Genomic DNA, 20,338 nt, shown 5'->3' with positions numbered 1-20,338 from the left:
CTACCGGAGGGTCGGTGCCTCGTGCGCGAGGCAGGCCGCCACGAGGATGTCGGCCGCGGGTCCCAGGCGCGATACGTCGTAGCGCATGTCGGGGTCGTGGAGCCCGGGCGAGACGTCGGCGCCGACCCCGAGCATCGCGGCCTGGAGGCCCGGGGTGCGCAGCGTGTAGCAGTGGAAGTCGTCGGACCCCGAGGTCGTGCTCCGCGGTGCGAGCGCCGCGTCGCCGGCCGTGGCGCGGATCGCGGCGGCGAGGTCCTGCTCGGCCAGCTCGCCCACGATCGCGGCGGGGACGAAATCTTCCTCCGCGAGCTGGATCTCGACCCCGTGCCGCTCCGCCAGGGAGCGGCCGATCCGTGCGACGCCGTCGCGCAGGCGGGTCATCACCGCGTTGTTCTGCGCGCGCAGGTCGATGCCGAAGGTCGCGGATCCCGGGATCACGTTGAGGTTGCCGCTGCCCGCGCGCAGCTCGGTGAACTTCGCCGAGGCGGGAACCTGCGGGTCCGCGCGGAGACCCGCGACCGCGGTCGCGAACTCCGCGGCCACCTCGATCGCGTTCGCCCCGAGGTGCGGGCGCGCTCCATGGTGATCCGGCCCGTGGATCCGTCCGCGCACGAAGCAGCACGATCCGTGCGCGATCGCGGGGGAGAAGAACGGCGCCGGCAGTTCCGTGCCCGGGCGCAGGTGCACCCCGTAGAGCCGGTCGAGCCGGTCCGCGACCCCGAGGTCCGCGACTGACGCGGCCCCGTTGCCCTGCTCCTCGGCCGGTTGGAAGATGGCGCGCACCCCGTGCCGGAGTGCACCGGACTCGGCGAGGCGCAGCACCGTCTCCGTGACGACCGCGAGGTTCGCATCGTGTCCGCAGGAGTGCGCGAGCACGGTGCCGGACTCCGTCTCGTGGGCGAGCGCGTCGAGATCGCCCCGCAGGCCGACCCGGGGTTCGCCGGGCCCGATGTCCACGACGAAGCCGGGGAAGTCCGCGAACGGGACCGGTTCGAGCCCGGCATCGCGCAGCAGCCCGGCGAGGTATGCGGAGGTCCCGTGCTCGTGCCAGCTGGGTTCGGGGTGCGCGGCGAGGTGCTCCCGGATCCGCAGGATCCGGGAGTCCCCGTCGCGCGCCGGAGCGATCAATTCGGCACGCCCCAGATCGCGCCCGCGACGAGCGCCAGGGCGGCGATCGCGAGCCAGGCGGCGATGAGCCGCCAGATGAACTTCACCCACAGCTCGTAGGGGATCCGGGCGACCGCCAGGTAGCCCATGAGCGCGCCGGAGGTCGGGATGATCGAGTTGGTGATCGCGTCGCCGTACTGGAATGCGAGCACCGCGACCTGCCGGTCGATCCCGAGGAGATCCGACAGCGGCACCATGAGGGGCATGGTGGTCGCAGCCATGCCGCTGCCCGACGGGATAAAGAAGTTCAGCACCGCCTGGAACGCGAACATGCCGAGCACGGTGAAGGTCGGCGGCCAGTGCGAGATGCTCTCGGCGATCGCGTTGACGATCGTGTCGAGCGTGTGCCCGTCCTGCATGACGACCAGGATCGCGCGCGCGAAGCCGACCACGATGGCGCCGAACACGACGGCGCGCATGCCCTCGACGAGGCTCGTGAACGAGCCGTTGATGCCGAGGCCGCCGATGATTCCGGAGAGCATCGCGACGATGAAGAAGTTGGCGGCGAGCTGGTCGAGGAACCAGCCCCAGTTGAACACGCCGATCATGTTGATCGCGATGCCCGCCGCCAGCAGGATGAGCACGATGCCGCGGCGCGCGGTCAGCGGCGGGATCTCCTCGCTCACCGCGTAGTCCTTCGAACCGACGCCGCCGATGCGGCCGTACAGGATCGAAGCCTCGGGGTTGCGCTTGATCCGCGCCGCGTACCGCATCACGTAGAAGATCGCGAAGAGCAGGATCGGGACGTAGACGGCCGTGCGGAACCACAGGCCCGAGAACAGGGGGACCTCGGCGATGCCCTGGGCGACGCCGACCGTGAACGGGTTCATCATGCCGCCGACGAAACCGGACGCGGCGCCGATCGCGACCATCGCCGTGCCGACGATCGCGTCGTAGCCGAGGGAGAGCGCGATGCCGATGCCGATCGGCACGAAGATGATGCACTCCTCGGCCATGCCGGTGGTGAAGCCGAGCACCGAGAACACGATCATGACGAGCGGGATGATGAAGCGCTCGCTCTTGCCGATCTTCTGCACGAGGCGGTTGATGCCGGCGTCGATCGCGCCGGTCGCCCGGATCACGCCGAAGGCGCCGCCGACGAGGAAGATGTAGAACACGATCTGCGCCGCGGCCTGCATGCCCCGGGGGATCGCCGTGATGATGTCGAAGGGAGCGATCGGGGTCTTCGCGATCGTCTCGAAGGTGCCGGGCACCACCATGAGGCGGCCGTCCGCGTCCACGCGCTCGAACTCCCCCGAGGGGATGACGTAGGACAGCACTCCGACGAGGACGACGATCGTGAGGATGATCGCGTAAGTGTGCGGGATCGCGATGCGGTCCCGCAGCCGGAGCTTCGGGGAATCGGTGACCGTGGTCATTCGGTGATCAGCTCCTTCGCTGAGACGGTGAGGCGGTCGAGTGCCGCGGGGTCGAGGGTGACGCCGAGCCCCGGTCGATCGGTGATGTCGACGTAGGGCAGCGGGAAGTGGAGGTCACCGGGTTCGTCCGAGAACGCGACGGGTCCCGAGAGCTCGGTCGAGACGATATTGGGATGCGCGAGCGCCAGGTGGTAGCCGGCCGCGGACGAGACGCTGGTCTCGAGCATGGAGCCGATCTGCACGGCGAGTCCGCCCAGCTCCGCCTGCGTTGCGAGGCGCTGGCAGGGCAGGATCCCGCCCGACTTCATGAGCTTGAGGTTCACCATGTCGACGGATTCGTCCCGGACGAGCCGAGCCAGGTCGCCTGCGGTGATCACGGCTTCGTCCGCCATGATCACGGCGTTCGTGTGCGGGCGGAGCCTGCGGAACCCGTCGAGGTCGTCTGCGGCGATCGGCTGTTCGATCCAGTCGATTCCAAAGGGTTCGATGGCTGCGATCATGCGCCTCGCCGTTGCGACGTCGCGCCAGCCCTGATTCGCGTCGACGCGGATCCGGATCCCGTCGCCGACGGCCGCGCGCACCGCCGCGACGCGGGCGACGTCCTGCTCGGTGTCGGACCCGAGCTTCATCTTCAAGTGGGTGAATCCCTGCGAGACGGCTTCGGCCGCCTGCGCTGCGACTCGCTCCGGAGGCAGGATGCTCAGCACCTTTGCGATCATCGGCTGCTCGGGTCTGCGCCCGCCGAGCAGTGCGTGGACGGGCATCCCGGCGTGCTTGCCGAGCAGATCCCAGCAGGCGATGTCGAGCGCCGCCTTCGCGGCGCCGTTCGCCACGAGCGCGCGGTCCATGCGCTCGTGGACGAGATTCAGGTTGCGCGGATCCGTGTCCCGCAGCGCGGGGAGGAGGTGACCGGCGATCGCGGCGACGACCGATTCCACGGTCTCCCCGGTCACGTGCTCGTCGGGGACCGCTTCGCCGTAGCCCACGAGTCCCGAGTCCGTGCGCAAGGAGACGATCACGCTGGGCATGACGTCGTAGCGCGCGTAGGACACGATGAACGGCACGCGCAGCGGTACCTCGAGCACTCGGATGTCGGCGCTGACAATTCTCATCGGGTTGAACCCCACCTCGTCGTTGATTGTGTCGGTTGAGTGTCGGTAATGTGAGCGTAGAAGGCCCGGCGGTGCGGTGTCAAGGTGCGCGAAACGCCGCCGAAGGGAGGGGCGGGCTCACGCACCGCGGCGAATGCGCGCCGCGGCCAGCTCGCGCACGGCGGCCTCGATCTTCGGCGAGAGGCCGTAGACGGTCCTCGGGCGACCCGCCTCGAGCGGTTTCTCCTGGCCGACCGAAACGATCCCCCCGGCCTCGAGGAGCTTCTTGATCGCGCGTTCCGCGGTGCGCGCGGAGGTCTGGCTCGCGGAGGCCCACTCCGCGGCGGTGAACGGGCGGAACCCGCGACCCTCCACGAACGACAGGAGGCGACTCACGGTACGGGTCTGCATGCCGGCTTCGGAGGACAGCTCCACGAGCCACGGGGCGGTGTGCCGGGACTCCTCGATCGCGTGATCGCCTCCGAGCGGTCCGTGCACGCGGGCCTCCTCGTCGACGAGGTACGCCGCCGAGGTGCTCCCCGAGAGCGCCCGGCGCAGGGCCTGGAGCGAGCGGTCCTCCGCCTCGTGCAGGTGCTGGCCGACGCCGACCCCCAGTGCGAGCGAATCGCCCCGGTCGCGCCCCGGAGCGAGGAGCGCGAGGAGGCCGGGAAGCCGGGCGTCGAGCTCGCCGCGGGTCGTGTAGAACAGCTGGAGGCCGTCGCGCTGCCAGGCAGCGAGGCGGTGCTGCACGGGCGTGGCGAATCGGCTCAGCTCCGAGGCGAGCGCGTCGCGCCGGGCTGCGGCGTCCCGGTCGGGACCGGCGCTGCCCGTGGACGTCAACGACACCACCGCGAGCAGGGCGCCCTCGAGCCTGCGCACGGAGACCCGCTGGCGCGCGGCCCGGATGAGATCGAGGTCGCGCCCGAGGGAATCGACCATGAACATGACCGGGACCCCTGCCGCCGAGAGCCGGTCGTAGACGGCGTGGACACTCGTGATCGCGAGTCGCGCCCCGGCCCGCTCGGCGCGATCCGTGTGGAACCGTGCGATCTCGTCGACGTCGATGGGGCGGGAGAACCGGGGCTCGTAGACCCATCGGTAGTCGGAGATCTGCTCGGGGGAGAAGCGGATCCCGGTGTCGTCGGCGACCGACGCGACCACGTCGGGGTTCGGGAGGTCGATCGAGAGGTCGGCGATCCCGATCCCGGAGCGCTCCCCGGAGGTCGCGGTCAGCAGGGACGAGACCAGCGTGTAATCGGAGAAGCGTCCGACGAGCACGGGGGTGTCCCCGTCGAGGTCGCGCTGGCGGTGGTAGTGGGCGATGGTGCCCGAGAAGCACACGGCGTCGTTCTCGGCGAGCGCCCGGGAGTACTGCTCGACCGTGTCCTGCGGGTCGGAGTAGGGGTACACGCGCAGCTCGATCCCCGGCAGGCGGGCCTCGACCGCGGCGAGCCGCGCGGTCGAGTGCTCCGAGCCGATGAATCCCACGCGCACGGTCACCTCACCAGCTTGGCACAGCGGTGCGGGAACCGGCTCAGTTCGCGCGGATCCCCACTCGGGCGGCCGCGTCGCGCATGGCGTCCTGCGCCTGCGCGGCGGTGATCTGGCCGGTGAGCCAGCGCCCCGAGAGCCCCTCGACGAGCGCAGTGAGCAGCAGCGCGATGGGTTCCGGGTCGGCGCTCTCGGGCCCGAGGGATTCGCGCACCAGCTCGACGACGTGCCGCTGCCAGTCGGCGGTGGATCGCGCCACGGCGCGGGCCTGCCCGGCGTCGAAGACGGCGCTCGCGCGCAGCTCGTTCCAGGCCACCGAGCCGTCGCGGATCCCCGCGTCGTCGCCGAACTCGGAGGTGAGCAGGGCGATCAGCCGCGCGGGGGCGGGCTGTTCGCCGGGAGCCTCGGCGCGGATCGCTGCGCTCTCGTTGACGTGGTCGAGCGCGGCCTCGAGCAGCCCGTCGCGGTCGCCGAAGTGGTAGGCGAGCAGGCCGATCGAGACGCCGGCCTCTCGGGCGACCTCCTGCATGCGGAAGCCGCGGAGCCCCGAGCGCGCGATGACGCGCTCGCAGGCGGAGAGGATCCGTTCGCGGGTGTCCTCGGCCATGTTGCGCTCCTTCCGGTGCCCGGGACTTGACACGTTAGCAGCAGGAACTGAAAATGAATTCAGGACGCCCGGTGCGATGCGCGGTGCGATCCGTCCGCACGTTCCACCGCGGCGCTGCCGCGGGAACCGACCGCAGAAACGAGGAAGTCATGCCGGCACAGTCGGACACGTTCGCCCTGCTCGAAGCCAGCATCGAGCAGGTGCTCGAGGCGCTCGCCGCCGGGCGCATCACGAGCGTCGAGCTCACCGCCCGCTACCTGGCCCGCATCGGCGCCTTCGACCGCGACGGCGCGCGCCTGAACGCGATCCCGCTGCTCAACCCCGAGGTGTTCGCTCAGGCGGCGGAGTCCGACCGCCGTCGCCGCGACGGCGAGGCGCGTCCGCTCGAAGGCGTGCCGTTCACGGTCAAGGACTCCTACATGGTCAAGGGCCTCACCGTCGCCTCGGGGTCGCCGGCCTTCAAGGATCTCGTCGCCCAGTGGGACGCGTTCTCGGTCGCCAAGCTCCGCGAAGCGGGCGCGGTGCTGATCGGCAAGACGAACATGCCGCCCATGGCCGATGGCGGGATGCAGCGCGGGGTCTACGGCCGCGCCGAGAGCCCCTACAACCCCGACTTCCTCGCGGCCGCATACGCCTCCGGCTCCTCCAACGGATCGGGCGTCTCGACCGCGGCCAACATGGCCGTGTTCGGCATGGGCGAGGAGACCGTCTCCTCCGGACGCAGCCCTGCCTCCAACAACGGACTGTGCGCCTATACCCCGTCGTGGGGCGTGCTGTCGATCCGCGGCAACTGGCCGCTGTTCCCGGCGCGCGACGTGGTCGTGCCGCACACCCGCTCCATGCCCGACATGCTGCGCCTGCTCGACGTGCTCGTGCAGGACGACGACGTCACCCGCGGCGACTTCTGGCGCAACCAGCAGGTGGTCGAGCTGCCGAAGCCCAGCGAGCACCGGCCCGCGTCGTACCGCTCGGTGCAGGACGCCGACGCGCTGCGCGGCAAGCGCTTCGCGGTGCCCCGCATGTATCTGGGCGAGGATCCGAACTTCCCGATCGAGGTGCGACCCTCGATCCTCGAGCGCTTCGCGGTCGCGCGCCGCCGTCTCGAGGAGCTCGGCGCGACCGTCGAGGCCACCGACTTCCCGCTCATTGAGCGCTACGAGGGCGATCGCCCCGGGCAGGAGAACGTCGGCGAGCTGGGCGTGCTGCCCGAGGGCTGGATGGATACCGAGTTCAACCACTTCCTCGCGTTCGGGTGGGACGACTTCCTGCGCGCCAATGGCGATCCCGCGATCCCGTCGCTCGCGACGGTCGATCCCGACCGGATCTTCCCGCAGCCGGCCGGAGCGATGCCCGACCGGTACGAGGAGGTCGAGGACTACGAGAACCGCTATCGCGTGACCGTCGGGCTCGCAAAGGACGGCATCTCGGATCCGCGCGAGCGCGCCGACTTCGCCGACGGCCTGCGCGCCCTGGTGCAGCTGCGTGAGGAGCTGTTCGAGAACTGGCTGACCGAGCGCGGCTTCGACGCCGTGATCTTCCCGGCGAACGCCGACGTCGCGGCCTGGAACGCCGACATCGACCAGGAGGCGGCCGACCGCGCCTGGGCGAACGGCGTGTTCTTCTCCAACGGCAACTACGCGCTGCGCCACCTCGGGATCCCTTCGGTCACGGTGTCCATGGGGCAGATGAGCGACATCGGCATGCCCGTCGGCCTCACGTTCGCCGGTCCCGCCTACAGCGATCCCGCGCTGCTCGGCTATGCGGCCGCCTTCGAAGCGGCGGGGTCCATGCGGCCCGTGCCCGCCTTCGCGCCCGAGCTGCCCGGCGACCGCATCGCCGCTCGCGACGGCATCGACGCGGGCGCTCCGGCGCCCGAGGTGACCGTCGAGCTGGCGCTCGACCCCGAGCTCTATCACGAGGGTGCGCAGCTGCTGCTCGTCTCGGGCGAGGTGCGGGATGCCCGCTCGATCGAGGCGACCGTCAACGGACAGCCCGTCGCCGTCGAGGTGTCGGGGGAGCGCTGGGCCGCGACCGCGGTGCTGCCGGCCGTCGTGCCCGTGCCCGAGATCGGCGGCAACCCGCGGGCCTCGCGCGCCCTCGTCGTCGTGATCGCGCACGGCTCGGGTGCGGACGCGGCGGCCTACGCGGAGGTGTGAGCCGGTCCGCGTGAACCCGGTGCCGGACCGGCGCCGGGTTCACGCCGCTGCGGATCTCCGCGTCCATGCCCGGAGAATGCCTGACGAATCTCGCGGGTGCGCTCAACCGGCGGGAGACTCCGGCGCCTCGGCGCCGCCCGCCGCGATCGGTCCGAAGCGGTCGACGCTGAGCGCGAGTCGGCGCAGCAGCGTCGCGAGCCGATCCCGCTCCGCGCGCGGCACGCCGCCGAGCAGCTGCTCCTCGGCATCGCTGAGCCGCGTCATCGCGGCATCGACCAGGGTCTGCCCCTGAGCGGTCATCTCGACCAGCACGCCGCGGCCGTCGTTCGGATCGGTGAGGCGACGCACGAGCCCGCGTTCCTCGAGCCGGTCGATGCGATTGGTCATCGTGCCGCTCGACACCATCGTGTGCTGCACGAGCAGCTTGGGGCTCTGGCGGTAGGGGGCACCGCTGCGCCGCAGCACGGCGAGCACGTCGAACTCCCAGGACGCGAGCCCGGACCGTTCGAAGGCGTGCGCGCGAGCGCGATCCAGGTGCTTGGTGATCCGCGTCATCCGCGAGAACACGGCCAGCGGGGCGAGATCCAGATCGGGGCGCGCCGACTGCCACTCGCCGAGAATGCGGTCGACCTCGTCCTGTTGTTTCATGGATCCATTATCCCGGTGCGGAGCCTCCGCGTCCGGCCGTCCGCGGGGCGTCTTCGCATCTGACAGAATCGAGGGGTGCCGCAAGGCACGTTCCGCCTTGGTGTAATGGCAGCACGACAGCCTTTGGAGCTGTGAGGTCAAGGTTCGAATCCTTGGGGCGGAGCGGTGATTCGATCAGGAGGCCACCCATCTCATGACTAACCAACTCGCAGTCGTCATCCTCGCAGCGGGGCAGGGCACTCGCATGAAGTCCGCGACGCCGAAGGTGCTGCACCCGATCGGCGGACGCTCGCTCATCGCCCACGTGCTCGACACCGCCGCCGGGCTCGACCCGCAGACGGTGGTCGCGGTGGTGCGGCACGAGCGGGAGCGCGTCGCCGCGGCGATCCTGGATCACGCGCCGCACACGCGCATCGTCGATCAGGACGAGGTCCCGGGCACGGGCCGAGCGGTCGAGCAGGCGGTCGAGGCGCTGCCCGCCGACTTCGACGGCTCGATCGTGGTGCTCTCGGGCGACGTCCCGCTGATCGACGTCCCCACGCTGCAGCGGCTGGTCGACGGCCACGTCAGCGGCGGCCGCTCGATGACCCTGCTGTCGGCCATCTACGAGAATCCGACCGGGCTCGGGCGGATCCTGCGCGGTGCCGACGGCCTCGTGACCGGCATCGTCGAGGAGAAGGACGCCGACGAGGCGCAGCGGCGCATCACCGAGATCAACGGCGGCATCTACGTCTTCGCGCGTCGCGCGCTGGAGCGCGCACTCGCCGGCATCGACACGAACAACGCGCAGGGAGAGAAGTACCTGACCGACGCCGCTGCGGCGATCCTCTCCGAGGGCGGCGCGGTCGAGGCGGTCGCGACCGACGATCCCTGGCTCATCGCCGGAGTCAACGACCGCGCGCAGCTCTCCGACGCCGGGGTCGAGATGAACCGCCGCATCGTGCGGGCTCACCAGCGCGCCGGTGTCACGATCCAGGATCCCGCGACCACCTGGATCGACGCGAACGTCTCGATCGAGCCCGACGTCGAGATCCTGCCCGGCACGTTCCTGCACGGCGCCACCTCGATCGCGACGGGCGCGATCATCGGCCCCGACACGACCCTGGTCGACTGCGAGGTGGGCGAGGGCGCCCGGATCCGCCGGAGCGAGGCCACGCTGGCCGTCTTCGGTGCCGACGTGGAGGTCGGACCCTATTCCTTCGTCCGCCCCGGCACCGAACTCGGAGCCAAGGGGAAGATCGGAGCGTTCGTCGAGACGAAGAACGCCAAGATCGGCGAGGCGAGCAAGGTGCCGCACCTGAGCTACGTCGGCGACGCCACCATCGGTCGCGAGACCAACGTGGGCGCCGGCACCATCGTGGCGAACTACGACGGGGTGAACAAGCACCAGACCGTCGTCGGCGATGCGGTGCGCATCGGCTCGAAGAACGTGCTCATCGCTCCGGTTACGATTGAGGACGGCGTCTACACGGCGGCCGGCGCATTGATCCGCAAGAACGTGCCCTCGGGCTCGCTCGCCATGACGGTGGCGCCGCAACGCAACATCGAAGGCTGGGTGGCGGAGCATCGCCCAGGCACCAACACCGCGGCAGCGGCTGAAAAGAACGGGGAACAGCAGGCATGAGCGCGATCGAGATGGCGGGGCAGAAGAAGCTCGTCCTCGTCTCCGGGCGGGCGCACCCGGAACTCGCCGAAGCGGTCGCCGCGGAACTCGGGGCGAGTCTCGTCCCGACCGACGCGCGCACCTTCGCCAACGGCGAGCTCTACGCGCGATTCGATGAGAGCGTCCGCGGCTGCGACGCGTTCGTCATCCAGTCGCACACCAACCCGATCAACGAGTGGCTCATGGAGCAGCTCATCATGGTCGATGCGCTCAAGCGCGCCTCGGCGAAGCGGATCACCGTCGTCGCCCCGTTCTACCCCTACTCGCGCCAGGACAAGAAGGGCCGCGGCCGCGAGCCGATCTCGGCTCGCCTCGTCGCCGACCTGTTCAAGGCGGCCGGTGCCAACCGCATCATGACCATCGACCTGCACGCGCCGCAGATCCAGGGCTTCTTCGACGGCCCCGTCGATCACCTGTTCGCGATGCCGGTGCTGCTCGAGCACTTCCGCAAGACCATCAACCGCGACGACCTCACCGTCGTCTCGCCCGACATGGGCCGGGTGCGCGTCGCCGACGTGTGGAGCGACAAGCTCGACGCGCCGCTCGCGATCATCCACAAGCGCCGCGACCCGCTCGTGCCGAACCAGGTTTCGGTGCACGAGATCGTCGGCGACGTGAAGGACCGCTGGTGCGTCGTCGTCGACGACATGATCGACACGGGTGGCACCATCGCCAAGGCGGCCGAGGCGCTGAAGAAGAACGGTGCCCGCGGCGTCACCATCGCCTGCACGCACCCCATCTTCTCGGGCAAGGCGGCCGAGTACCTCTCGCAGGACTTCATCGACCAGGTCGTCGTGACCGACACCCTTCCCATCCCCGAAGAGAAGCGGTTCGAGAAGCTCACGGTCGTCTCGATCGCCCCGCTGCTCGCCCAGGCGATCCACGAGGTGTTCGAGGACGGTTCGGTGACGAGCATGTTCGAGGGCGCCGCCTAGGCTGCTCGCTTCAGAACGGGCCGGGATCCCATGGATCCCGGCCCGTTCTGCGTGCAGTGGAGGCAGTCCTGACCTGATCGGGCGTTCGAGGCCGAGGCGGCGTGTCCGCGCGTCTGCGCTTGTAGCGACTTGACAGCTCAGAGCACACACCTGACATGCTGGCCGCGTACCCATCGAACCCAGGAGGAACGCATGACCGAACCCCAGCTCTGGACTCTCGCTGTCGGACTGCTGACGGCGCTGACGGCGATCGTCGGCTTCAGCGCGCAGACGATGCGCGCGATGTCGAAGACCGTCACGGTGCAGATGGAATCCGTGCGTGAACTGATGGCCGAGCGCTTCTCGAACGTCGATCGGCAGTTCGAGCAGGTCGGCCTGCAGTTCGATCAGGTCGACCGTCGATTCGATCAGGTCGACCGTCGGCTGGAGCACCTCGACCAGCGCGTGGGCAGGGTCGAAACGCGCGTCGACGATATCGACCGCGATGTTCAGACCATCGCGAAGCGGATCTTCCCGAAGGACTGACGGGGGCCGGTCGATCCGGCGGAGCGAACTTCCGCGCCCCGCCGGATCCGCCGCGGCTCAGTCGCCGGTCTGCGTCTCGCTGCGGTCGCCCGACCACTCAGTGTGGAACACACCGGGGCCGTCGATGCGGCGGTAGGTGTGCGCGCCGAAGAAATCGCGCTGCGCTTGGATCAGCGACGCGGGGAGGCGCGGAGCGCGGAGGGCGTCGTAGTAGGCGAGCGACGACGAGAAGCCCGGTGCCGGCACACCTGCGAGCGCTGCCGTCGACACGACGCGGCGCCAGGCCTGCTGGGCGCGCCCGGCAGCCTCCGCGAAGAAGGGAGCCGTGACGAGCGAGACGAGCGCGGGGTCGGCCTGGTAGGCCTCCGCGATGCGGCCGAGGAACCGGGCGCGGATGATGCAGCCGGCGCGCCAGATCTTGGCGACCGCACCGCTGTCGATGTGCCAGCCGTACTGGCTGGCGGCGGTGCGGATCACGTCGAAGCCCTGCGAGTAGGCGACGATCTTCGAGGCGTAGAGCGCCTGGCGCACATCCTCGACGAAGGCATCGCGATCCTCGAGCGCGATGGGAGAGCTGGGGCCCTCGAGGTGCGCGCCTGCGAGCCGCTGCTCGGGGTGCGACGACAGGCCGCGGGCGAAGACCGCCTCGGCGATCCCGCTGATCGGAGTGCCGAGCGAGAGCGCGGCCTGCACGGTCCAGGTGCCGGTGCCCTTCTGCCCGGCCTGGTCGAGCACGACGTCGACGAAGGGGCGCCCGGTGCGGGCGTCGACCTGACGCAGCACCTCCGCGGTGATCTCGATGAGGTAGCTCTCGAGCTCGCCCGTGTTCCACTCGGCGAAGATCTCGGCGATCTCGGCGGGTTCGAAGCCGGCGCCGCGACGCAGCAGGTCGAAGGCCTCTGCGATGAGCTGCATGTCGGCGTACTCGATGCCGTTGTGCACCATCTTCACGAAGTGGCCGGCGCCATCGGTGCCGACGTGCGTGACGCAGGGCTCGCCGTCCTCCTCGGCGCGCGCCGCGATGGAACGGAAGATCGGACCGACGGTCTCGTAGGACTCCGCGGATCCGCCCGGCATGATGCTCGGGCCGTTGAGGGCGCCCTCCTCGCCGCCCGAGATGCCCGCGCCGACGAAGTGCAGGCCGCGCTGGCGGAGCTCGAGCTCGCGGCGGATCGTGTCGGTGTACTGCGCGTTACCGCCGTCGATGATGATGTCGCCCGGCTCGAAGGCGTCGGCGAGCTCCGAGATGACCGCGTCGGTGGCCTTGCCCGCCTGCACCATGATGATGGCGGTGCGGGGGCGGCTCAGCGCTGCCGCGAAGTCCGCGACGCTCTCGGTCGCGACGAACCCGGCCTCCGGGTGCGCGGAGACGAGGGTGCGGGTGCGTTCGGGGGAGCGGTTGTAGATCGCGACACGGTTGCCCTCGCGGCTGGCGAGGTTGCGCGCGAGGTTGGCTCCCATGACCGCGAGGCCCACCACTCCGACGTTTGCCGATGGGGTGCTGGTCATCTTCTGGATCTCCATTCCGCCGCGCGTTCCCGACGCGCCGCGTTCGTCGCTCTGCCGCCCGAACGGTCCGCGCTCGGGAGCGCGGAACCGGCTGCGCCGATGGTCCGTGGGCGGACTCCAGACTACAAGGCGCCCCGCGCGATGCCCCGCGCCGCGTGCGAATTCCGTGTAAACTGTGGTGCTGTACTTCGGCGAGGGATGCGCGAGCATCCGTGATCGACGCGGGACGGACTGCCTTGCGGGCCTTTCTGACGCGCCATTCGGCGAGACATGACCATTCCGGCGGCCGTTGCCGCCTCGAAGGGCGAGAGCCCGCAAAGGAGATTCACCATGACTGAAGCCAACGCGCTCGTCGGCACCCCCCGTGACACCTTCGGCAAGGGCGTCGCACGCAAGCTGCGCGCCGCGGGCCAGACCCCGCGGTCGTCTACGGCCACGGCACCGATCCCGTGCACGTGTCGGTCGAGACCCACCCCCTCAGCCTGATCGTGCGTCACGCGAACGCGCTGATCAACCTCGAGGTCGGCGGCAAGAAGACCCTCGTGCTGGTCAAGGACGTGCAGAAGGATCCGGTGCGCCAGATCATCGAGCACGTCGACCTGGTCGTCGTGAAGAAGGGCGAGACCGTTGAGGTCGAGGTTCCCGTCCACGTCACCGGCGAGCCCTTCTCTGGCACCAACGCGCTCCAGGAGCTCAACACGCTCCGCCTGAGCGTTCCTGCGACCTCCATCCCCGAGAACGTCGAGGTCTCGGTCGAGGGTCTCGAGGCCGGCACCCAGATCCTCGCCGGCGCCGTCGAGCTCCCCCAGGGCGTCAGCCTGCTGGACGCTCCCGAGCAGCTCGTCGTGCACATCGTCGCGCCGCGCGGCCCCAAGGGCGACGACGCCGAGGAGACCGAGGCGGCCGCCGAGTAATCTCGGCCCCTTCGAGCATGCGAGCCCGCTCGGGCCGTCCGCGCACGCGCGGCGGCTCCGGCGGGCTCGCGCCGTTCTCCGCGATGCGCGGAGTGCGGGAAGCACAGCAGAACACCTAAGGAGCAGCAACGGTGGCGCAGGACAACTGGCTGGTCGTCGGCCTCGGCAACCCCGGAGCGAAGTACGAGGCGACCCGGCATAACGTGGGGCAGATGGCGCTCGACGTGCTCGCCGCTCGCATCGGCGCGAGCTTCGGGACCCATCGGAGCAACGCGCGCGTCGCCGAAGGCTGGCTGCGGCCCGGTGGCCCGAAGCTGATCCTCGCGAAGCCGAACAGCTTCATGAACACGTCGGGCGGACCCGTCTCGTCGCTCGTCTCCTACTTCGGCATCGACCCCGGCCACCTGGTCGTCCTGCACGACGAGCTCGACATCCCGTTCGACACCATCAAGCTCAAGCAGGGCGGCGGTCACGGCGGGCACAACGGCCTGCGCGACATCGCGAAGGCGCTCGGCACACCGGAGTTCCTGCGCGTGCGCATCGGCATCGGACGCCCTCCGGGACGTCAGGACCCCGCCGACTACGTGCTCAAGCCGTTCGCCTCCACCGAGCGCGACGCGCTCGCCGTCCTGCTGGAGGACGCGGCCGACGCGGTCGAGCAGCTCGCCGATGAGGGGCTGCTCGCGGCGCAGCAGCGCTTCCACGGGAGGGACGCGAAGTGACCCTGCACGGGATCGATCGGCTGCTCGAGCAGGCACCGTCCTTCGCCGCGGCGCTCGACGCGGCGGGAGGCGACGCCGAATTCTCGGTGGTCGAGGGGCTCCGCGCTCCGCTCATCGCCGGACTGCTGCGTCGGCGCCGGGCTGCCGGAGATCGCGGCGCGCTGCTCGTCATCGCAGCGACGAGTCGCGAGGCCGACGCGCTGCGCAGTGCAGTGCAGTCGATCATTCCCGAAGCGGTCACCGCCGAGTTCCCGGCCTGGGAGACCCTGCCCCACGAACGGCTGAGCCCGAGTGTCGAGACGGTCGGGCGTCGTGCGCTCGCGCTGCGCCTGCTGCGCGAGCACGACGATTCCCGCCCGCTGATCCTGGTCGCCTCGATCCGCGCCGCGCTGCAGCCGGTGTCGCCGCACGCGGCCTTCGCCGAACCCGTTCTGCTGCGCGCCGGAGCGGAGCCCGAGATCGCCGGGACGCGCGGACTCGAGGCCATCGCCCGCGAGCTCGTCGCCCGCGCGTACACCCGGGTCGACATGGTGACCCGTCGCGGGGAGTTCGCGGTCCGCGGCGGGATCCTCGACGTCTTCCCGCCCACGGCCGAGCAGGCCGTGCGCGTCGACTTCTTCGGCGACGAGGTGGACCAGATCCGCCGCTTCGCCGTGTCCGACCAGCGCAGTGCGGGCGATCCGCTGCCCGAGGTCGAGCTCTGGCATGCGCGCGAGCTGCTGCTCACGGACGACGTGCGCGAGCGCGCCGCCGAGCTGCTCCCGAAGTTCCCCGCGCTCGGTTCGCTGCTCGAGAAGATGAGCCAGGGGATCGCGGTCGAGGGCATGGAGAGCCTGCTGCCGCAGCTGGTCGACGGGCTGCGTCCGCTGACCGCGCTCCTGCCCGAGGGCGGAGCCGTGCTGGTCGCCTCGCCCGAGCGGGTCGCCGGTCGCGCGGTGAGCCTCGCCGACACCAACCGCGAGTTCCTCGAGGCGGCGTGGTCGGCGGCGACCGCGGGCGCCGACGCCCCGGTCCCGGTCGAGGACAGCGGCATGCTCACCGTCGGCGAGCTGCGGGCCGCGGCCGGGCGCCGTCCCTGGTGGTCGGTCTCGAGCTTCGTCCAGGGCCCCGAGGATCCGGGTGCCGGAGCGTCGGAGGGTGACTCCGCCGATGACGGGCGCTCCGGCGGCGTCGATCCGTCCGTCATCGCGGTGCGGGGCGGCCCGTTCCCGCGTTCCGCCGGTGCTGCGGATCCCACGGGGTCGGCGATCCGACTCTTCGCGGAGCGGCTGCGCGACGGCTGGACCGTCGTCGTGACCGCGCAGGGCGTCGGCCTGGTCGAGCGTGCGCGCGACATGCTCTCGGAAGCTGGAGCCGCCGCCCGCATGCTCGACGAGCTGCCCGAGCATCCCGAGCCCGGAGTGATCCACCTCGTGCCGGGCACGGCCTGGTCCGGATTCGAGAGCTCCGAGGCGAAGCTGCTGCTCGCGACCGAGGCCGAGTTCTTCGGTCGGGCCGTGTCGAGCCAGGCGGCGAGCGGCCAGAAGCTCGCGAAGCGGCGCGGGAAGAACGTCGTCGACCCGCTCAAGCTGGTGGCCGGCGACTACGTGGTGCACGAGACCCACGGCATCGGACGCTTCGTCGAGCTGACCCAGCGCATGGTGCCGACGGGGATCGGCCGCGATGCGGTCAAGGCGTTGCGCGAGTACCTCGTGCTCGAGTACGCCTCGACCAAGCGCGGCATGCCGAAGGACAAGCTCTACGTGCCCACCGACCAGCTCGACCAGCTGTCGCGCTACGTCGGCGGCGAGGCGCCCCCGCTCTCCAAGATGGGCGGCAGTGACTGGGCTAATGCGAAGAAGAAGGCCCGCAAGGCGGTGCGCGACATCGCGGTGGAGCTCGTGAAGCTCTACTCGGCGCGCGTGGCGTCGAAGGGCACGCCTTCTCGCCGGACACCCCGTGGCAGCACGAGCTCGAGGAGGCGTTCCCCTACGCGGAGACCCTCGATCAGCTCACCACGATCGACGAGGTCAAGCGCGACATGGAGCGCGAGATCCCCATGGACCGGCTGGTGGCGGGCGACGTGGGCTTCGGCAAGACCGAGGTCGCGGTGCGCGCCGCGTTCAAGGCCGTGCAGGACGGCAAGCAGGTCGCCATGCTCGTGCCGACGACGCTGCTCGTGAGCCAGCACCTCGAGACCTTCCAGAACCGATTCGCCGGCTTCCCGGTGCGGATCCGGCCGCTCAGCCGGTTCCAGAGCGAGAAGGAGTCGAAGGACACGATCGAGGGGCTCGCCGCGGGCACGGTCGACGTCGTGATCGGCACGCACCGGCTGCTCGCCGAGAACGTCGTCTACAAGGACCTCGGACTCGTCATCATCGACGAGGAGCAGCGCTTCGGCGTGGAGCACAAGGATGCGCTGAAGAAGCTCAAGACCAATGTCGACATCCTCGCGATGAGCGCGACGCCGATCCCGAGAACGCTCGAGATGGCCGTCACCGGCATCCGCGAGATGTCGACGCTCGCCACCGCGCCCGAGGACCGGCATCCGATCCTCACCTTCGTCGGCCCCCGCAGCGACAAGCAGATCACCGCGGCGATCCGGCGCGAGCTGCTGCGCGAGGGGCAGGTGTTCTTCGTGCACAACCGTGTGCAGTCGATCACTCGCGTGGCGGCGCAGATCTCGGAGCTCGTGCCCGAGGCGCGGGTCGCGGTCGCGCACGGCAAGCTGAGCGAGCATCAGCTCGAGCAGGTCGTGCAGGACTTCTGGGAGCGCAAGTTCGACGTGCTCGTCTCCACGACCATCATCGAGACCGGTCTCGACATCGCCAATGCGAACACGATCATCATCGACGCGGCCGACAAGTACGGTCTGAGCCAGCTGCACCAGTTGCGCGGTCGCGTCGGACGCAGTCGCGAACGCGCGTACGCCTACTTCCTCTACGACCCCGACAAGCCGCTCACCGAGCACGCGCACGAGCGGCTCGACACGCTCGCGACGAACAACGAGCTCGGGTCGGGCATGCAGGTCGCGCTGAAGGATCTCGAGCTGCGCGGAGCGGGCAACCTGCTCGGCGGGGAGCAGTCGGGGCACATCGCGGGGGTCGGCTTCGATCTCTACCTGCGTATGATCGGCGAGGCCGTGAACACGTTCAAGGGCGAGGAATCGACGGGGCCGAGCGAACTGGTGCTCGAGCTCCCGGTCGACGCGCACATCCCCGAGGAGTACGTGGAGAGCGAGCGCTTGCGCCTCGAGGCCTATCAGAAGTTCGCGGCGGCCGCGCACCCGCAGGCGCCGGAGGACCACGTGGCGCTCGTGCTCGAGGAGCTGACCGACCGCTACGGCGCTCCGCCCGAGGAGGTGCAGCGCCTCGCCTCCGTGTCGGCGCTGCGTCGCCGGGCCGCGAAGCTCGGTCTCGCGAAGGTCGTCGCGGCCGGCCCGAACCTGCGGATCGAGCCGGTCGAGCTGCTGGACTCGCGCCGCATGCGCATGAACCGCATGTATCCGGGATCCCGCTACACGGAGTCCGCCAAGACGCTGCAGGTCCCGCTGCCCGGCGGCACCGCGTCCTCGCGGAGTCCGCTCGCGGGCGTGGGCCAGAAGCGCATGGGTGACGAAGGCGACATCGTGGCCTGGACCGGCCGTGTCCTGGCGACGCTGCTCGAAGCGGATCCGCCGGCCGGCGGGTGAGCGGGACCACGCGTCCCCGTGATTTCGCGGGTTCCGCCGGCTGAGCGAGCGTGCGAGTCCGGCCCGCTGGGCCGATCCCGCGTCGCAGACGCAGAACGGGCGCCGCCGGGAGGATTCCCGTGCGGCGCCCGTTCGGGAGGCGGAGCCCCCGTGCGGCGATCCGATCAGCCGGCGTTGCAGACTTCCTGGATCTTCTTGCCCTGGTCGACCAGCTTGGTCGAAGCGGCCTGGGCGTTCTTCGAGATCTCCTGAGCCTTCTCCGAGGCCTGCTGGAGCTTCTCCATCGCTGCGGGGTCGCTGGCATCGATGTTCTTCATGTCGGGCATCTCGAAGCCCTCGAACGACTTGGTGAAGTTCTTGTACTCGGTCGCGAACGCGTCGAGCGGCTTCTTGACCTTCTCGTTGGTGACCTTGGAGGTCGCCTTGTCGAGGCCCTCGGTGACCGGCTTGAAGATCTCGGCGAAGTCGACCTTCTCGCCCTGGGTCGCCTTCTGCATCGCGGCATTGACGTCGCTGTTGATGCTGGAGGTCGCCTTGGTCATCTCGTCGTTGGCGATCTTGCAGGCGTCGGCGACGCTCTGGCCGCCGGCGCACGCCGCCATGCTCACGGTGAGGGCGATCGCTGCCGCGATGCCGCCGATACGGGGAAGGATGGCCTTCTTCATCAGGGGGCTCCTGTCTGGGCTGTCTGTGGGGGACGAGCGCGAGATCGCCTCGGCCCGGGCCGTTTCCGGCCTCTGCGAGCCTAAATGATGTGAAATCCCTGGATGTGGGATATCGCTGCTCAGATCAGGGAATTGTGACCGCAATGAAATATTTGTTTTCACATAAAGGGTCAATTGAACCTTCAATTGGTTCCGGCTTTTCCTGGTCAGTGCGAAGAATCCGGGCTTCCGCGGCGGGAGCGGTGCGTCGCGATAGGGTTCGAGCATGAGCGAGAGCGGATCCGAGACCTTCGATGCGGATGCGGCCGAGGCGCCGGGAGCGCGGGCTTCGATGTCGGACCCGGACCCGGTCTCCGCGGTGCGGGCGACGGTCCGTCGGCTCGTCGCCGACGGGGGTGTGCCTGGCACGGAGTGCAGACGCACGCATCGCTCGTCCCGTTCCTCATCGAGGAGAGCGCCGAGGTCGTCGACGCGATCGAGCGGGAGCTGCCGGCCGAGGAAGTCCGTGGAGAACTCGGCGACGTGCTGTATCAAGTGCTGTTCCACGCGGCGCTCGCGGAGCGCGACGGCGAGGGATACGACCTGGACGCGATCGCGAGCGGGCTGAACGAGAAGCTCATCGCCCGGCACCCGCATGTCTTCGGCGATCGCGGGTATCTGAGCGTGGAGGAGCTCCACGCCGAGTGGGAGCGGCTCAAGGAGGACGCCGCGGGGGAGCGACGCGGATCGCGCGGGGCACTCGAAGGGATTCCCGCGGGGATGCCGGCGCTGGCGCGGGCGGCGAAGGTCGTGGAGCGGTTGAAGCGAGCCGGGGTGCTCGATCCTGCGGCGGCGTACCCGAATGCGCGGGTGCGTGCGGATGAGGACGCGAGCGATGCCGAAGTCGAGACGGAACTCGGCGACGCCCTGGTCGACCTGGTGGTGCGGGCGAACGCGCTCGGCGTGGATCCGGATCGTGCGCTGCGCCGCGCGGTCGACCGACTCGCCACTCGGACCCTGCCGGAGGAGTGACGCGCGGACGCGTCCCCTCCCCGCCCCGCTGAGCTCCATGACGCGCCGACCGGACCCAAATTGTCCTTTCCCCGCGGCGAAAGGACAATTTGGGCCCGGTCGATGGGCGCTGTGCGCGAATGCGGCCCGGATGCCCGAAACCCCGGGGTTCGAGGTCCGAGGTTCAGGGTTCAGGGCTCGGACTC

13 protein-coding genes, 1 tRNA gene and 3 pseudogenes are annotated in these 20,338 nt (G+C 70.1%); 9 read left to right on the top strand and 8 right to left on the bottom strand.

Annotated elements, in window-relative coordinates; translation table 11 throughout:
* From AB3K78_RS08755 to AB3K78_RS08735, 5 genes are all read right to left on the bottom strand, one after another.
* Complete coding sequence (locus AB3K78_RS08755) at positions 1–1,128, bottom strand: amidohydrolase (RefSeq protein ID WP_416442437.1); 1,128 nt, start codon at positions 1,126–1,128, stop codon at positions 1–3.
* Entirely contained in the window at positions 1,125–2,546 is a 1,422-nt protein-coding gene (locus AB3K78_RS08750; RefSeq protein WP_416442435.1) for a YfcC family protein, read from the bottom strand. Before AB3K78_RS08750 ends, AB3K78_RS08755 begins: the two co-directional genes overlap by 4 nt.
* On the bottom strand, positions 2,543–3,658 hold the full coding sequence (locus AB3K78_RS08745; protein ID WP_416442433.1) for a mandelate racemase/muconate lactonizing enzyme family protein: 1,116 nt from the start codon (positions 3,656–3,658) through the stop codon (positions 2,543–2,545). The genes AB3K78_RS08750 and AB3K78_RS08745 overlap by 4 nt, the downstream gene beginning before the upstream one ends.
* Positions 3,659–3,775: 117 nt before the next feature.
* On the bottom strand, positions 3,776–5,137 hold the full coding sequence (locus tag AB3K78_RS08740) for a hypothetical protein (RefSeq protein WP_416442431.1): 1,362 nt from the start codon (positions 5,135–5,137) through the stop codon (positions 3,776–3,778).
* A gap of 34 nt (positions 5,138–5,171) precedes the next feature.
* Entirely contained in the window at positions 5,172–5,735 is a 564-nt protein-coding gene (locus AB3K78_RS08735) for a TetR/AcrR family transcriptional regulator (protein WP_416442429.1), read from the bottom strand.
* A 149-nt stretch (positions 5,736–5,884) separates the two neighbouring features.
* Between AB3K78_RS08735 and AB3K78_RS08730 the strand changes: the two are divergent.
* Positions 5,885–7,567, top strand: a pseudogene (locus AB3K78_RS08730) (amidase); the annotation flags it as partial.
* Between the two features lie 426 nt (positions 7,568–7,993).
* Here AB3K78_RS08730 and AB3K78_RS08725 read toward each other — a convergent pair.
* Entirely contained in the window at positions 7,994–8,539 is a 546-nt protein-coding gene (locus AB3K78_RS08725) for a MarR family winged helix-turn-helix transcriptional regulator (RefSeq protein WP_416442427.1), read from the bottom strand.
* 91 nt (positions 8,540–8,630) lie between these two features.
* Between AB3K78_RS08725 and AB3K78_RS08720 the strand changes: the two genes are divergently transcribed.
* The 4 genes from AB3K78_RS08720 (at position 8,631) to AB3K78_RS08705 (ending at position 11,662) form a co-directional block, all read left to right on the top strand.
* A tRNA-Gln gene (locus AB3K78_RS08720) sits at positions 8,631–8,702 on the top strand.
* Positions 8,703–8,732: 30 nt separating this feature from the next.
* Positions 8,733–10,163 carry a bifunctional UDP-N-acetylglucosamine diphosphorylase/glucosamine-1-phosphate N-acetyltransferase GlmU gene (gene glmU, locus AB3K78_RS08715; protein WP_416442425.1) on the top strand — a complete coding sequence of 477 codons (1,431 nt, stop codon included), beginning with the start codon at positions 8,733–8,735 and terminating at the stop codon, positions 10,161–10,163.
* Positions 10,160–11,137 (top strand): ribose-phosphate diphosphokinase, encoded by a 978-nt coding sequence (locus tag AB3K78_RS08710; protein WP_099722475.1) that lies wholly within the window; start codon positions 10,160–10,162, stop codon positions 11,135–11,137. The genes glmU and AB3K78_RS08710 overlap by 4 nt, the downstream gene beginning before the upstream one ends.
* A 192-nt stretch (positions 11,138–11,329) precedes the next feature.
* Complete coding sequence (locus AB3K78_RS08705) at positions 11,330–11,662, top strand: hypothetical protein (protein ID WP_416442423.1); 333 nt, start codon at positions 11,330–11,332, stop codon at positions 11,660–11,662.
* Between the two features lie 57 nt (positions 11,663–11,719).
* Here the strand turns inward: AB3K78_RS08705 and gndA are convergent, their stop codons facing one another.
* A complete protein-coding gene (gene gndA, locus AB3K78_RS08700; RefSeq protein ID WP_416442421.1) occupies positions 11,720–13,171 on the bottom strand; it encodes an NADP-dependent phosphogluconate dehydrogenase in 1,452 nt (483 codons plus the stop codon).
* A 330-nt stretch (positions 13,172–13,501) separates the two neighbouring features.
* On the opposite strand from gndA, the pseudogene AB3K78_RS08695 reads away from it, so the two are divergent.
* The 3 genes and pseudogenes from AB3K78_RS08695 to mfd all read left to right on the top strand — a co-directional run bounded on the left by AB3K78_RS08695 (position 13,502) and on the right by mfd (position 18,477).
* Positions 13,502–14,085, top strand: a pseudogene (locus AB3K78_RS08695) (50S ribosomal protein L25/general stress protein Ctc).
* Between the two features lie 131 nt (positions 14,086–14,216).
* Positions 14,217–14,807, top strand: coding sequence for an aminoacyl-tRNA hydrolase (gene pth / locus AB3K78_RS08690; protein ID WP_416442419.1), 591 nt, complete (start codon positions 14,217–14,219; stop codon positions 14,805–14,807).
* Positions 14,804–18,477: pseudogene (gene mfd, locus AB3K78_RS08685) on the top strand (transcription-repair coupling factor). The gene pth and the pseudogene mfd overlap by 4 nt, the downstream one beginning before the upstream one ends.
* A 164-nt stretch (positions 18,478–18,641) precedes the next feature.
* Here the strand turns inward: mfd and AB3K78_RS08680 are convergent.
* Entirely contained in the window at positions 18,642–19,142 is a 501-nt protein-coding gene (locus AB3K78_RS08680) for a hypothetical protein (RefSeq protein WP_416442417.1), read from the bottom strand.
* Between the two features lie 411 nt (positions 19,143–19,553).
* On the opposite strand from AB3K78_RS08680, the gene AB3K78_RS08675 reads away from it, so the two are divergent.
* Positions 19,554–20,153, top strand: a complete 600-nt coding sequence (locus AB3K78_RS08675; RefSeq protein WP_416442415.1) for a MazG nucleotide pyrophosphohydrolase domain-containing protein — start codon at positions 19,554–19,556, stop codon at positions 20,151–20,153.
* Positions 20,154–20,338: the final 185 nt, after the last annotated feature.

It is taken from the genome of Leucobacter sp. HNU (assembly GCF_047946755.1).
In the GTDB taxonomy this organism is placed as follows: Bacteria; Actinomycetota; Actinomycetes; order Actinomycetales; family Microbacteriaceae; genus Leucobacter.
Note: the sequence above shows the minus strand (reverse complement) of the source record. Positions and strands in the feature narration are given on the sequence as shown.

What these genes read in the sequence shown, in the direction of transcription:
- AB3K78_RS08750 (WP_416442435.1), bottom strand. Translation starts at nt 2,546, where the DNA reads ATGACCACGGTCACCGATTCCCCGAAGCTCCGGCTGCGGGACCGCATC.
- AB3K78_RS08745 (WP_416442433.1), bottom strand. Translation starts at nt 3,658, where the DNA reads ATGAGAATTGTCAGCGCCGACATCCGAGTGCTCGAGGTACCGCTGCGC.
- AB3K78_RS08735 (WP_416442429.1), bottom strand. Translation starts at nt 5,735, where the DNA reads ATGGCCGAGGACACCCGCGAACGGATCCTCTCCGCCTGCGAGCGCGTC.
- AB3K78_RS08725 (WP_416442427.1), bottom strand. Translation starts at nt 8,539, where the DNA reads ATGAAACAACAGGACGAGGTCGACCGCATTCTCGGCGAGTGGCAGTCG.
- glmU (WP_416442425.1), top strand. Translation starts at nt 8,733, where the DNA reads ATGACTAACCAACTCGCAGTCGTCATCCTCGCAGCGGGGCAGGGCACT.
- AB3K78_RS08710 (WP_099722475.1), top strand. Translation starts at nt 10,160, where the DNA reads ATGAGCGCGATCGAGATGGCGGGGCAGAAGAAGCTCGTCCTCGTCTCC.
- AB3K78_RS08705 (WP_416442423.1), top strand. Translation starts at nt 11,330, where the DNA reads ATGACCGAACCCCAGCTCTGGACTCTCGCTGTCGGACTGCTGACGGCG.
- gndA (WP_416442421.1), bottom strand. Translation starts at nt 13,171, where the DNA reads ATGACCAGCACCCCATCGGCAAACGTCGGAGTGGTGGGCCTCGCGGTC.
- AB3K78_RS08680 (WP_416442417.1), bottom strand. Translation starts at nt 19,142, where the DNA reads ATGAAGAAGGCCATCCTTCCCCGTATCGGCGGCATCGCGGCAGCGATC.